Annotated in this window: 12 protein-coding genes; 5 read left to right on the top strand and 7 right to left on the bottom strand. The window is 65.0% G+C overall.

The features are described 5' to 3' along the window. Nucleotides 1-85 precede the first annotated feature (85 nt). Complete coding sequence (locus ACLFKU_RS03430; protein ID WP_410848173.1) at nt 86-1,732, top strand: methyl-accepting chemotaxis protein; 1,647 nt, start codon at nt 86-88, stop codon at nt 1,730-1,732. A gap of 365 nt (nt 1,733-2,097) precedes the next feature. Here ACLFKU_RS03430 and ACLFKU_RS03425 read toward each other — a convergent pair whose 3' ends face one another. The 7 genes from ACLFKU_RS03425 to ACLFKU_RS03395 form a co-directional block, all read right to left on the bottom strand. After that, a complete protein-coding gene (locus ACLFKU_RS03425) occupies nt 2,098-2,904 on the bottom strand; it encodes a c-type cytochrome (RefSeq protein WP_368584445.1) in 807 nt (268 codons plus the stop codon). After that, complete coding sequence (locus tag ACLFKU_RS03420) at nt 2,901-4,526, bottom strand: b(o/a)3-type cytochrome-c oxidase subunit 1 (protein ID WP_368584446.1); 1,626 nt, start codon at nt 4,524-4,526, stop codon at nt 2,901-2,903. Before ACLFKU_RS03420 ends, ACLFKU_RS03425 begins: the two co-directional genes overlap by 4 nt. After that, nucleotides 4,513-5,085, bottom strand: coding sequence for a cytochrome C oxidase subunit II (locus ACLFKU_RS03415; RefSeq protein WP_410848172.1), 573 nt, complete (start codon nt 5,083-5,085; stop codon nt 4,513-4,515). The genes ACLFKU_RS03420 and ACLFKU_RS03415 overlap by 14 nt, the downstream gene beginning before the upstream one ends. A gap of 2 nt (nt 5,086-5,087) precedes the next feature. Beyond that, nucleotides 5,088-5,264, bottom strand: coding sequence for a hypothetical protein (locus tag ACLFKU_RS03410; protein ID WP_410848171.1), 177 nt, complete (start codon nt 5,262-5,264; stop codon nt 5,088-5,090). A gap of 52 nt (nt 5,265-5,316) precedes the next feature. After that, nucleotides 5,317-6,657: a c-type cytochrome gene (locus ACLFKU_RS03405; protein WP_410848170.1), complete on the bottom strand. Its 1,341-nt coding sequence runs from the start codon at nt 6,655-6,657 to the stop codon at nt 5,317-5,319. Continuing rightward, complete coding sequence (locus tag ACLFKU_RS03400) at nt 6,654-7,379, bottom strand: c-type cytochrome (protein WP_368584451.1); 726 nt, start codon at nt 7,377-7,379, stop codon at nt 6,654-6,656. Before ACLFKU_RS03400 ends, ACLFKU_RS03405 begins: the two co-directional genes overlap by 4 nt. Before the next feature lie 554 nt (nt 7,380-7,933). Beyond that, the gene (locus ACLFKU_RS03395) at nt 7,934-8,869 is read right to left on the bottom strand and encodes a LysR family transcriptional regulator (protein ID WP_410848169.1); all 936 of its coding nucleotides are present in this window, start codon (nt 8,867-8,869) and stop codon (nt 7,934-7,936) included. Between the two features lie 93 nt (nt 8,870-8,962). Between ACLFKU_RS03395 and ACLFKU_RS03390 the strand changes: the two genes are divergently transcribed. The 4 genes from ACLFKU_RS03390 (at nt 8,963) to ACLFKU_RS03375 (ending at nt 12,807) form a co-directional block, all read left to right on the top strand. Continuing rightward, nucleotides 8,963-10,294, top strand: a complete 1,332-nt coding sequence (locus tag ACLFKU_RS03390; protein ID WP_410848168.1) for an MFS transporter — start codon at nt 8,963-8,965, stop codon at nt 10,292-10,294. 265 nt (nt 10,295-10,559) lie between these two features. After that, nucleotides 10,560-11,228 (top strand): response regulator, encoded by a 669-nt coding sequence (locus ACLFKU_RS03385; protein WP_410848167.1) that lies wholly within the window; start codon nt 10,560-10,562, stop codon nt 11,226-11,228. Between the two features lie 136 nt (nt 11,229-11,364). Further along, nucleotides 11,365-12,054: a response regulator gene (locus ACLFKU_RS03380; protein WP_410848166.1), complete on the top strand. Its 690-nt coding sequence runs from the start codon at nt 11,365-11,367 to the stop codon at nt 12,052-12,054. A gap of 108 nt (nt 12,055-12,162) precedes the next feature. Further along, nucleotides 12,163-12,807, top strand: coding sequence for a response regulator (locus ACLFKU_RS03375; RefSeq protein ID WP_368584514.1), 645 nt, complete (start codon nt 12,163-12,165; stop codon nt 12,805-12,807). Nucleotides 12,808-13,038: the final 231 nt, after the last annotated feature.

Genomic DNA, 13,038 nt, shown 5'->3' with positions numbered 1-13,038 from the left:
ACGGCGTGGGCGCAGCCTGCGTGGCCATGCAGCTATCGTCAACGATACGGAACCATCGGCCGGGCAGCCCAAGGAGACCAGTCCGATGTTGAAAAAGCTGTCGATTCGCACCAGCCTCACCCTGATGATCGTGTTCTTCGGCATCGTGCTGCTGCTCGGCGCGGCCGCGGGATTGTTGTCGCTGCGCTCGTCGAACGCGTCGCTGCAGCAGATGTACACGGTCGACACGCCCGCCGTCGCCGACCTCGAAGGCAGCTCCGGCCAGCTGCTGCGGCTGCGTCTGGCGCTTGCGACCTACGCGTCGCTCGTCGCGCTGAACGATCAGGACGGCGCGAGCGCGGTGCTCAAGCGCTTCGATCAGTACCGCAAAGCCTCCGACGAGCGGCTTGCCCACTATTTGAGCCATGCGGGCACGGATGCCGATGAGCAGCGTCTGATCGCCGACATGCAGCAAAAACGCGACGCGTTTCTGCGCGATGGCGTCGATCCGACGCTCGCCGCGCTGAGGTCGAGCGACACCAACGCCTTCCAGCAATTGCAGGCGCATAAGCTGCCATCGCTGTACAGCGCGTACGAGAAGGCAATGCTCGCGCTCGAGCAGTTGCAGCTCGATCATGGCGCCCAGCGCTATAAGGATGCTCAGGACCTGTTCTACGCGATCAGCACCGCGGTGGCGATCGGCATTGCGCTGTCGCTGGTCGGCGGCTTGCTCGCCCGCTTCGTGCTCGTGCGCGCGATCGTCACGCCGGTCGATGCGACGATCGCGCAGTTCCAGCGCATCGCCAATGGCGACCTGAGCGGCCGCGTCGAAGTGCTCGGCGACAACGAAATGGGTCGTCTCGCCGCTGCGCTGCGCAAGATGCAGGAGTCGCTGATCGCGACCGTCAACGCGGTTCGTCAAGGCACCGAATCGATCGATACCGGCGTCAGCGAGATCGCAGCGGGCAACGCCGATCTGTCGCAACGTACCGAGGAGCAAGCCGCGGCGCTCGAGGAAACGGCCGCGAGCATCGAAGAGCTGACCTCGACGGTCAAACAGACGGCCGACAACGCGAAGCAGGCGAGCACGCTCGCGCAGGGCGCCTCGACGCTGGCCGCGCAGGGTGGCGAGTTGACCGACAAGGTGGTCGGCACGATGCACGGCATCGTCGACGATTCGCGACAGATTGCCGATATCGTCGGTGTGATTGAGGGGATTGCGTTTCAGACCAACATCCTCGCGCTGAACGCCGCGGTCGAGGCGGCGCGCGCCGGCGAGCAGGGACGCGGCTTCGCGGTCGTCGCGAGCGAAGTGCGCTCGCTCGCCCAGCGCAGTGCGGCGGCGGCCAAGGAGATCAAGGGCTTGATCGATGCGTCTACCGCGCGCGTGGAGCAGGGCTCGCAGCTCGTCGAACGCTCGGGTACGACGATGAACGACATCGTCGGCGCGATCGCGCGCGTCAGTTCGATCATGAACGAGATCGCGGCGGCGGCGCTCGAACAGAGCACCGGCATCGATCAGGTCAATCGCGCGGTCGGTCAGATGGACGAGGTCACGCAGCAGAACGCGGCGCTCGTCGAGCAGGCGGCCGCGGCGGCGAGTTCGCTGGAAGATCAGGCACGGCGCCTGTCGGCGGCGGTGGCGGTGTTCCAGACCGGCAGCGAGTCGCGCGGCGGTGTTGCGGCGCCGGGCGCGAAGCGGGCCGGAGTTGTCCGCGAGCGCAGCCTGGATAGCGAGTTCGTCGCGGCGTGATGCGAACCGTTGCGCGGGATCACCGCGCAACTTATCCAGTCTCTCTATTGGATGGCTACGTAATACCTCACCACGGCGTCGACTTCCTCGAGCGCCATCGGCGGTGCGAGGTTGCACATCTGCTAGTTGATGTTGTTGCGCCGCGCCCTTAGCGAACGCCTGCATCTGCGCGGTCAGATAAGCCGTTGATTGTCGCCGAGCCACGGCGCCGGGATCTTGAGATCGAGTTGGCCGTGACGCGCGGCGCACGGTCCGATATTGCGTTGCGGATGGGCCTGCATCACGAGCCCGGTTGCGATAGCGAATAGCTCACGGCGTGACGCGAGCCACTGCGCTGCGTCACCGCGCGACTTCCCACCTTCCCACTACTGCATGGCCGCGTAATACCTCGCCGCGGCGTCCATTTCCTCGGGCGTCATCTGCCGCGCGACGTTGCGCATCTGCTCGTTGATGTCGTTGGCCCGAGCGCCCGAAGCGAACGCCTGCAACTGCGCGGTCAGATAAGCCGCCGACAGTCCGCCGAGCCACGGTGCCGCGCCCTTGCGATCGAGCTGGCCATGGCACGCCGCGCACGGCGCGATATTGCGCTGCGGATCGCCCTGCATCACGAGCCTGACAGCAATCGGATCGGGGCCTTCGCCGGCCCGGGTTTTCTCGGCCGCCGGAGCGAGCGGGAGCGACGCGTAGTAGGCGGCCAGATCGTGCAGATCCTGGTCGCTGCGTCCGGCGATGATCGCCTGCATGACCGCGCTTGGCCGCTGGCCGCTCTGAAAGTCGCGCAGTTCCTTGTAGATCGCGTCGGCGTACTGTCCGGCTAGCGGCGGCGCGGTGACCTGCACGGTAGCGAGCACGCCGTGGCACATCGAGCAGTGCTGATTCGCAAGCGTCGCGCCGCGGCCGATCGAATCCGCCAACGGGTGATTCGCGCCCGAAGGCGGCAATACGACGACGTCGCTCGGCACCTGGCTCTTCTCGTTGCCGCTGTACCAGCTCGACGGCACGCCGGCGGCGCCGCAAATCCGCGCCCACAGGCTGAGGTCGCCGAATGCGGTGCTCGCCGACGGCAGCCATACGAAGCCGATCAGGATCGCGACGATCGCGATCGCAACCGTGCCGCCGACGCTCCAGACGAACCACGGATTGCGCAGGGTGAACAGGCGTTCTTCGTTCATCGCGGCGCTCCGACGACGACTGCCGGCACCGAAGTCTGCGGCAGTTTGAGCAACTGGACGATCGGGAAGCTGTAGTTGACGACCGTGAGCCCGATCATCAGCGCGACCCACAGGCCGAAGCCGTTGAGCGCGACCGGCACGCGCTCGACCGGGTGCGCCGCGACCGCGAAACGGAACGCCGGCGGTTCTTCCACGGGGCCGAACTGCGATTTCGCGAGGATATAAACGAACTGCAGGCCGGACACCAGCAGGATCAGGCCGCCCACCGCCGACATGACGACCCACACGCCCTGTCCCTGCACGCCGGGCATCGCGTAGTCGTAATAGGCCATGCGGCGCGGCGCGCCGAGCAGGCCGACCCAATGCCACGGTATCGTGACCACCATCATGCCGATGAACCACAGCCACAATTGCGTACGCATCAGTTTCACCGACACGATCGCGCGGCCGGTCAGATGCGGCCACAGTTCGTATGCGATCACGAAGTACATGATGACGATCGCGCCGCCGAAAATCAGGTGGAAGTGGCCGGTCACCCACTGCGTGTTGTGCACGGTCGAGTTCAACTGATAGCTCATGTTGATGAGGCCGCCCGCGCCGCCGAAGCCGAGCATCACGAACGAGAACGCGACCGCCAGCATGATCGGGTTGCTCCACGGCAACGCGGTCAGCCAGCCGAGCGCGCCCTTGCCGCCGCGCAGCCGACCGGCGATTTCCACCGACGCGCAGATCGTGAACACGGTCAGCAGCGTCGGCACCGACACCATGCCGGTGAACACCGCGTGCACGAACTTGAAGCCAGCGCCGACTTGCGGGTCGACGAACAGGTGATGGATGCCGATCGGCATCGCGAACACGAGGAACAGGATGAACGACACCCGCGCCATCGAGTCGCTGTAGAGCCGTCCGCCGATCGAGCGTGGCACCAGCGTGTAGAACGCGATGTAAGCCGGAAACAGCCAGAAGTAGACGATCGCGTGCAGCGTCCACGAGAACAGCACGCGGGCGAGGCCGGCGTCGATCGTATGGGCGAAGCCTAGCGCGACCGGCAGGATCTGGAACAGGATTTCGAGCGCCGCGCCGACCGCGGTCCAGGCCCACAGGTACGCGCCCGCGACGTTCGCGAACATCGCGAGCGGCACGGGTTTGCCCGGGTTCGCACGCTTCCAGATGCGCAGGTTCACATGCATCAGCGCGACCCAGATCCACGAGCCGACCACTACCAGCACGACGCCGAGGTAGTAGAACGGGCTGCCGATCATCGGCGGATAGAACGTGTAGAGCACTGAGGCGCGGCCGAGCGCGACCGGCACCATCGCCATCACCGCGCCGACCAGCAGCATGATGAGCGCGGCCCACGCCCATTTGAGGCCGACGAGGCGCTGCCCGAGCGAGAGTTCGACGATCGCGTAGCCGAAGGCCATCGCGACCAGCGTCGGCATCACGTAGGCCATCACGGTGCCGTGCGCGGTGACCGAACGGTAGTACAGCTCAGGATCGCCGATCCACGGCAACAGGGGACTGCGCACCAGCATCTGCCATGCGCCGAGGCAGAGCGCGATCGCGAACGTGATGAAGGCGAGCCAGAAATGCGCGAGTACGAGTCGCTTAGCGTGGAACACAGCTCAGTCTCCGTGATTGTCGTGCCTGCTCGAAGAAGGCGGCTTTGTCGATCACCTTCACGTGCGCCCACATGGTCTGATGGCCGAAGCCGCAGAATTCGTGGCACGGCATCGCGTGATCGGCGGGATGGTCGAACTGCGTGTTCAGCGTCGCGACGTAGCCGGGCACGATCATCGTGTTGATGTTGGTGTCGGTGACGAGCAGGCCGTGCACGACGTCGGCGCTGGTGGTGCGGATCGTGATCGGCGTATCGGCGGGCACCAGCAGACATTGCGGCGTGAACGAGTACTGCTGCGCGACGAAGCGCACGATCACCGAGCCGTCCGGCTGCACCGCGCTGCCTAGGTTGTCTTCGGCGAATTCGCCGGATAGCTGCAGGCGCGACGGATCGATCGTCTCGACGCGCGACGGCGGCATCATCGACCAATGCACGCCCACGAACACGATCACGGCGAGCATCAGCACGATCAGCGCGACCGCGAAGATCGCCCAGCGCCGCTCGGCGCGCAGTGCGACCGCGTGGCCGCTTCCGGGTTGATGTGAGGAGTCGGTCGACATGGTCAGTGGATGATGCCGCGCGGCAGAAACGCGAAAAAGTAGAAGGCGAACCAAATCAGCATCACGATGACGGTGGCGACGCCGGCCAGCGCGATCGCGCCGCGCGGACCGGACGCGACGACGTGTTCGACTTCGTCGTCGGTCGGCGGAGCGGCGCTGGGCGGGTCGTTCGCTTTCATGTCGATGGTTCTCCTATGCGACGCTTCGGTGTGGCCCTTTCGGGACGGCGACTCAATGCAGCGGCGCCTTGCGCAGTTCGTTGACCTCGCGGGCCGTCACCGGCAGCCCGTGATTGCCCCACGCGGTGCGGATGAACGTGACGACGGCGGCCGCTTCGGCGTCGTTCAGCTCCTGGCCGAACGGCGGCATGCCGAACGGCTGCGGATTGCGTTTGGTGCCCGGCGGGAAGCCGCCGTTCAGCACGATGCGGATCGGATTGACGGCCGAGTCCATTTCGATCGACTGGTTTCCCGCCAGAGGCGGGTAGTGCGGCAGCTGTCCTTCGCCGTGGTCGCCGTGGCAGATCGCGCACTTGTCCGCATAGATCTGCTTGCCGAGCGCGAACACCTTCGGGTTCGGGTTCGCGCTCGGGCCGGTCTTGCGGCCGCCCTGGTCGGGCAGCGACTTCAGATAGACGGCCATTGCGCGGATGTCTTCCTCGCTCAGATGCTGCAGGCTGTGATAAGTGACCTCGGCCATCGGGCCGTAGACGGCGCCACGATTGGAGATCCCCGCCTGCAGCAGATCGACGATGTCCTGGATGCTCCAGTCGCCGAGGCCGCCGTCCTTGTCCGAAGTGAGCGACGGCGCATACCAGTTCTGCACCGGAATCAGCCCGCCCGCGAACTGCTCGCGCGGCGACGAACCGCCCAGCATATTGATGCGCGTGTGGCACATCGTGCAGTGCCCGAGCCCCTCGACCAGATACGCGCCGCGATTCCATTCGACCGATTTGGTCGGGTCGGGCTTGAATTCGCCCTCGTGGAAATACAGCGTGCGCCAGCCGTACAGCAGATCGCGCTGATTGAACGGGAAGCGCAGCGTGTGCGGGTGATTCGGCTGACGCACCGGCTCGACGGTCTTCAGGAACGCGAAGATCGCGTCCGAGTCCTCGCGCGTGACTTTCGTGTACTGGGCGACCGGCATTGCCGGATAAATCGGCGCGCCGTCCGGCTTGCGGCCGGTGCGCATCATCTTGAAGAACGCTTCCTCGCTCCACGTGCCGATGCCGTACTGCGGGTCCGGCGTGATGTTCGGCGAGTACAGCGTGCCGAACGGCGTTTCCATCGCGAGGCCGCCGGCGAACAGCCGGCCGCGCGGCGCGGTGTGGCACGCAATGCAGTCGCCCGCGCGCGCAAGATATTCGCCGCGTCTGACGATCTCGGGGCGAGTGTCGGGACTGGTTCCAGCCGTGGTAGTTGCTTCCGCGCCTTGGGGCGCCGCGGTCGCGGCATGCGCCGTCGTCGTGAGCGGTCCATGGACCAGCAACGCGAGCGCGAAGCTGCCGATCGCAAGGACGCTAGCCATGCCTGCCGGGCGCAGCCAACCGGACGGGCGGAGTGTCGGCTTCATTGCGGTTGGCTCCCGCAAGCGAGGGGTAGCCGCTCGGCGGATGCCGGTGCGGGCCGGGGATCGGCGGGACGCGGCTGGCGCGCGAGCCAGTTCGATACCGCGGCGATGTCGTTGTCGTTCAGCTTGAGCGCGATCGTGCGCATGCAGTCCGGCGCGAGCGCGTGGCGGGTGCCCGAGCGCCACGTGCCCATCTGTCCGGCGATATAGCTCGCGTGCAAGCCGAGCAGGCCCGGAATGCCCGGCTGCGTGCCGGTCATGCGCGCGCCGTGACAGGCGATGCACGCCGGTATGCCGCGCGCCGGGTCGCCATGCGTCACGAGCTTTTCACCGGCGGCAAGCAGCTTCGGCGACAGGGCGGCGCGCTCGGATTCGGGATAGGGCGGCTGCAGGGCCGCGAAGTACTCGCTGATCTGACGCAGGTAGTCGTCGGGCAGGAACGCTAGCAGATAGCCCATCGGCGGATAGGTGCGGCCGCCGTCGCGAAACGCGATCAGCTGATTGAACAGGTACTCGGCCGGCTTGCCGGCGATGCGCGGGAAGTAGTCGTTTTTGCGTCCCTGGCCCTGCTCGCCGTGACACGACGTGCAGGCTCGTACGCGCTGGTCCATCGATGGTGGCATCGCGACGGACGTGTCGGTGGCCGCTAACGCCGCGCCGCTCCATAGCGCATGAAGCGCGCACAGCACGGACAGGACCGCAGAGCCGATAGTTTTGCGATACACACCGGGCCTCGTCGTGGAACGTTCTTATCGCTCGATTTATATACCCGGCGCGAGTGTGCGGATTGACTCATGAATCCGGAAACGACGCATCTCGGGACTAGCTGCTTTTAATTGACTGCTATTAACCGCTATTCGGAACGGGCTTGTTCGGCAACGCGAACTACAGAAGCGCAATGATGATGCAATTGTCCGGCAAAAACTTTGATCTGCGACAATGATCCGCGCTGGATGCGCCTGGGACGGCGACTTTCGGGCTCCAATGAGCGACGCATGAGGCGCTGAAAAGCGCGTGATATCCGTTAGCAGCCTGCAACAATTTATCGGACTCGTCAATAGAGAATACAAAGGTAAACAGGCGCTTCGATAATCACGGAATGGCACGGATGCCGGCCCCAGCGCGGTGGATTTTGTTGCGCTGCGGTTTATCGATGTCAATGCATCAGGTGAATGTGATTAGCTGATGTCGATCCATAAATTTTGCTGTGAATTTTATTTGTGCCTGGCTCTGCGTCTCATTCGTGTGGTTTCACGTTTTGCGCGAATGCCGGTGGGCTTCATGCGAAGAGCCGCACGAGCGCATCACGTGCATTGCTGACCAGTTCGCTTTCGCCCGTACGCCCCGGCAGCAGATGAAACTCGATGGCGGGCAGGGGCGGCAAGCCGATGTTCGCCGCGCACGCCACCACGCCGCCGCCGAGCGACGACTCGTTCAGACAGGAAATCCCGAGCCCCGCCTTCAAGGCGAGTTGCAGCCCCGCGACGCCCGACGCCGAATGCGACACCACGTACGCTACCTTGTGTTCGTCGAGCAGCTTGACGACGAAGCGCTGCAACTGACAGGTCGTCGGCAGCAGCACTAGTTGATACGGCGCGGCGGGGCGGGTGGGGGCATCGGCGCAACTGGCCCATAGCAGCTTTTCGCGCCGCACGACGATGCTCGCGCCACCGGCACCGGCACCGGCACCGGCACCGGCACCGGCACCGGCACCGGCGCCGGCGCCGGCGCCGCGTGCCCGCGGCTGGCCTAGGACGAGCCGCGCCGACAAACCGATGTCGAACGACGCGTGATCGTCCGCGCCGCTGTCGATCACCGCGCTCGGCAGCACCGTCACGTGCAGCTTCACCCGCGGATGCTGTTCCGAAAACGTCTTGAGGATGCGCGCGATGTCGTGCGGACGGTAGTAATCGGTGATCGCGATGCGCAGTTCGCCGTCGAGCGAGCGGCCTTGCAGGTCGTCGAAGGCCGCTTCGCTCATCGCGATGATGCGGCGCGCGTGCTCGAGCAGGCGCTCGCCCGCGGGTGTCGGGCTCACGCCCTGGCGGCGGCGCACGAGGAGCGGCTGGCCGGCGCGCTCCTCGAGCTTCTTCAACTGCTCGCTTACCGACGACTGCGATAGGAACACGCGCTCGGCGCCCGCCGACACCCCGCCCGATTCAGCGACGGCGACGAAGGTCCGCAACTGTGAAAGGTCGAAACCACGCTGGCTCATGATTCGGTTTTTCCGATGGAGACGATCTAAATTTCCGGCTTTTCCGATGCAATGCCCAGCCGTAGCATACCCCGAATACACACGGAGGGTGGGATGGAAAACGGATCTATGACAGCGTCGCGCGGCATCGGCCAGCGCGGCGCGCGGCATCGCTGGAAGGTGCTGGGCATGGGCTTCGCCGCGAACGCGAGCTTTTCGGCGGCATTTTCGGGAATTCCGACGACGGCGGTGTTCCTGCGCTCGGACTACCACCTCGGCAACCACGGGCTCGGCCTCGTGCTGGGCATGCTCGGGCTCGGCATTGCGGTCAGCGAATTGCCGTGGGGACTGTTGACCGACCGCTGGGGCGATCGTCGCGTGCTGCTGCTCGGCTTGCTGTCGACCGCGGCCGCGCTCGCCGGTCTCGCGCTGTTCGTGTCGCCGGGCGACGCTCAGGTGCCCGGCATCGTCCCGCTCGCGCTCGGGCTGCTGCTGGTCGGATTGCTGGGCGGCAGCGTCAACGGATCGAGCGGCCGAGCGGTGATGGCGTGGTTTCGCGAAGGCGAGCGTGGCCTCGCGATGAGCATCCGGCAAACCGCCGTGCCGGCGGGCGGTGGACTTGGCGCATTGGTGCTGCCGGTGCTCGCCTCGCACTTCGGTTTTGCGAGCGCCTATGCGGTGCTGGCATTGGCATGCGCGATCACCGCGTGGTTCGCGTGGCGCTGGCTGCACGAGCCCGCGCAGGCGGCTGCGACGGCCGGTGCAGGGGCGGCCAGTGGGCGGGGCGTAGACGCTTCGAACGCCGGCGCGCCTTTGCCGATGCGTTCGCCATTGCGCGACATTGCGATCTGGCGCGTCGCGCTCGGCGCGGGCGCGCTGTGCGTGCCGCAGATTGCCGTGATCACGTTCGGCACGGTGTTTCTGCACGACTTCGGGCGTGCCGGCGTGTTCGCGATCAGCGTGACGATGGCCGCGGTGCAGACCGGCGCCGCGGTCGCGCGGGTCTGGAGCGGCGCGTGGACCGACCGGCGCGGCAACCGTCGCGCGTATATGCGGGCCTGCAGTCTATTGACCGCCGTGCTGTTCGTGCTGCTCGCGCTCGCGACCGGGCTCGTCGGCATGCATCGCGCCGGGGCGGTTGCGCTGTTCGCGCTGATGATCGTGTTCGGCGGAGTTAGCGCGTCGGCGTGGCACGGCGTCGCGTTCACCGAACTCGCGTCCCTTGCCGGTACCCGCCGCGCGGGCACCGCGCTCGCGATGGGCAACACCTGCGTGTTCCTCACGCTGTTCGTGACGCCGCTCGCGATTCCCGCGCTGCTGTCCATCGGAGGATGGCCGCTGGTGTGGAGCGTGGCGAGCGCGTGCGCGTTGCTCGCGTTGCCGGTGTTTCCGCGCGCCGCGTCGACGCGTGCGATGCGCGCGACGCGTGCCTGTGATGCGGCGTGAGACATGATTTGAACAGCGCGCGCCTTGCGTTTTCGAATGGATTTGATTCGATTCGAATAACGGTGCGCATTTTGCTCGGTAGGACTATAAATTATCCCGATCATTTAACCGGATTAGGAACGCTCCGATTGTCGTGAATTTGCGAGGGTGATCAGATGGCTTTTCCGGCACGTCGCGTGATTGACGCGGCGAAGGTCGACGCCCGCCGCCCGCACAGCCACCCCCGCACGCATTCCGACCATTCCGACAACGAGCGAGACTAATCGTGACAAATCTTCGAATCATTCTGGCGGACGATCATCCGTTCGTCCTGCTTGGCCTGAAATCGACGCTGGAGGCGCACGAAGGTCTGACTGTCGTCGGTCAGGCGCAGATGCCGACTGCGTTGATCGCGTTGCTTCAACACACACCGTGCGACGTGCTCGTCGTCGATCTGTCCATGCCGGAGCCCGCCGGCGAGATTAGCGACGGACTCGGCCTGATCCAGCGCATTCGCGGCGAGTGGCCGTCATTGCGCGTCGTCGTCGTGACCGGGCAGACGAATGCCGCGATGTTGCGCGTCGTCGCCGCCGATGCCGCAATCAGCGTGGTCGGCAAAGCCGATTCGCTCGAGGAACTGCCGCAAGCCGTCTGCGACAGTGTGCGCGGCGCGCGCTACCTGGGCCGCTCGGTGGTCGAAACGCTCGAGCGTTCGCAGCCGGACAACGGTCGGTTCGTGTCGGCCCTGATGCTGTCGAAGCGGCAGACCGACATCGTGCGCAGGCTCGTGAGCGGCGAGTCCATCGTGCAGATCGCGGCGGCGCTCGGCTGCCATCGCCGCACGGTGAGTCGGCAAAAGCGTGAAGCGATGGCACGACTGGGCGTGAGCGACGACCCCGCGCTCTTTTCCTGTGTACGCGCGTGCGGCTCGCTCCTCCTCGAAGTGGAAAACTAAGCATCGGGCACGCGGTCGTTCGGTCCATTTCAGAGCGCTCTGATGTTTGTCGCAAAAGAAATGCTCGACCATTGCGTGAGCGCCGGTCACGCATAACAAGGTGTCGAGAAATGAAAGTATCGAGGAGCGCCAGAAGATGAACCTCATGGCTGCATCAGGCACGCCTGTTCGAACGATCATTGCGGACGATCATCCGCTGGTCCTGCTGGCTATAGAAAATCTGATTGGCAACTATCCCAACCTGAAGGTGGTCGGCCGTGCGGCGGATGTCGCCGAACTGTTGATTGAAGTCGATCGCTGTCCTTGCGATCTCGTGCTGATGGATCTTTACATGCCAGGAGGGAGCAACGAAAACCGGTTCGACGTCGTCAGGCAGTTAAAGGAACGCTATCCCAACATGGCGCTCGTCATCCTGACAATGGAAACGGAAGCGGCGACGCTGCGCAAGGTGATGTCGCTTGGCGTGGACGGGCTGCTGAGCAAACGTGATCGTATCGATCTGATCCACGTGGCGCTGGTCATGGCGCTGGCGCGCGAATGTTATGTCGGTCCGGCGGTGCGCGCCATGTTGGCCGACGTAACGCTGACGCAACGTCTCGACTTCGTGCGCGCCACCCTTTCTCGCCGCGAGCTCGAGGTATTTACGCAGTACGCGTCAGGGCTCGGCGTCACGGAAATCGCCACGCGCTTGGGACGTAGTGTGAAGACAATCAGCGCGCAGAAGTGCATGGCCATGCGCAAGCTCTCGCTGAATAGCGACGCCGAACTGTTTCGCTTCGCAGTCGAGCACGGGGTGGTTCCAGAACGACTTGATCAGGTCCGCTAACCGGGCGGCAACCTGCTGCGCATAGGCGCGGCGACTAGATCGGCATAACCGGGGAGACACATTTCGTGCGGTATGCCGATCGACACCATAAAAAAGTCACTGAACAGAATGACAAACAAGATTCACGTCGTCGTGGCGGACGATCACGACTCCATTCGCGCGGGCGTCCGAACGCTGCTGCGCGACAAGCCGAATATCGAGATTGTCGGCGAAGCTGCCGACACCCGCGGTCTCGCGAAGCTGCTCGAAGCTTGCGCATGCGACGTCGTCGTGTCGGACATCGGCATGCCGGGACTCGACGGAGACACCAGCGCGGTGCCGCTATTGCGTCGGCTGCTTCGGCGCACGCCGCATCCCCACGTGGTGGTGCTGACCATGATTGGGCGCGCGCATGTGTTGGCCGGCTTGCGCAATATCGGCGTGACGGGAATCGTCGACAAGCGCGACGCCGTGGACGCATTGATCGACGCGATCGAAGCCGTTGCCGCCGGGGGCACCCATCTATCGGAACAGGTTCGTGCCGCACTCGCTGCCGCGGAGCCTGCGCCGCCCCGGCGCGGCGGTGCGATGAGCGCACGCGAGTGGGAGGTGTTTCAACTCTATGTGCGAGGCCTCGCGGTGCACGAGATCGCCACACGTCTGCGACGGAGTGACAAAACGATCAGCACGCAAAAACGCAGCGCGATGCGCAAGCTCGGACTGGAAACAGAAGCCGACCTGATCAACTACGCCGCTCAGATTGGGCTGATATGAGGCGACGCGATGGTCATATTTTCTTGCTTTCGACGGCTTTGACGTAGCCCTTATCAGACTTATCTGATTGGCATGGCTCGGGGGGCACCCAATAATCCTGGCCGCCGCCGGTCGTTGCGCGCCTTGCGCCGCAACTGCCGCTGTGGTTAGTTCGTGATCCGATTAGATGGATCAGGGGAATCCGGTGCAGACCTCTTCGCGCGATCGTTCGGTGTCTGTACCTCGTACTTG

It is taken from the genome of Paraburkholderia sp. EG304 (assembly GCF_046543485.1).
GTDB classification, from domain to species: domain Bacteria; phylum Pseudomonadota; class Gammaproteobacteria; order Burkholderiales; family Burkholderiaceae; genus Paraburkholderia; species Paraburkholderia youngii.
Note: the sequence above shows the minus strand (reverse complement) of the source record. Positions and strands in the feature narration are given on the sequence as shown.

What these genes read in the sequence shown, in the direction of transcription:
- ACLFKU_RS03430 (WP_410848173.1), top strand. Translation starts at nt 86, where the DNA reads ATGTTGAAAAAGCTGTCGATTCGCACCAGCCTCACCCTGATGATCGTG.
- ACLFKU_RS03425 (WP_368584445.1), bottom strand. Translation starts at nt 2,904, where the DNA reads ATGAACGAAGAACGCCTGTTCACCCTGCGCAATCCGTGGTTCGTCTGG.
- ACLFKU_RS03415 (WP_410848172.1), bottom strand. Translation starts at nt 5,085, where the DNA reads ATGTCGACCGACTCCTCACATCAACCCGGAAGCGGCCACGCGGTCGCA.
- ACLFKU_RS03410 (WP_410848171.1), bottom strand. Translation starts at nt 5,264, where the DNA reads ATGAAAGCGAACGACCCGCCCAGCGCCGCTCCGCCGACCGACGACGAA.
- ACLFKU_RS03405 (WP_410848170.1), bottom strand. Translation starts at nt 6,657, where the DNA reads ATGAAGCCGACACTCCGCCCGTCCGGTTGGCTGCGCCCGGCAGGCATG.
- ACLFKU_RS03395 (WP_410848169.1), bottom strand. Translation starts at nt 8,869, where the DNA reads ATGAGCCAGCGTGGTTTCGACCTTTCACAGTTGCGGACCTTCGTCGCC.
- ACLFKU_RS03390 (WP_410848168.1), top strand. Translation starts at nt 8,963, where the DNA reads ATGGAAAACGGATCTATGACAGCGTCGCGCGGCATCGGCCAGCGCGGC.
- ACLFKU_RS03380 (WP_410848166.1), top strand. Translation starts at nt 11,365, where the DNA reads ATGAACCTCATGGCTGCATCAGGCACGCCTGTTCGAACGATCATTGCG.
- ACLFKU_RS03375 (WP_368584514.1), top strand. Translation starts at nt 12,163, where the DNA reads ATGACAAACAAGATTCACGTCGTCGTGGCGGACGATCACGACTCCATT.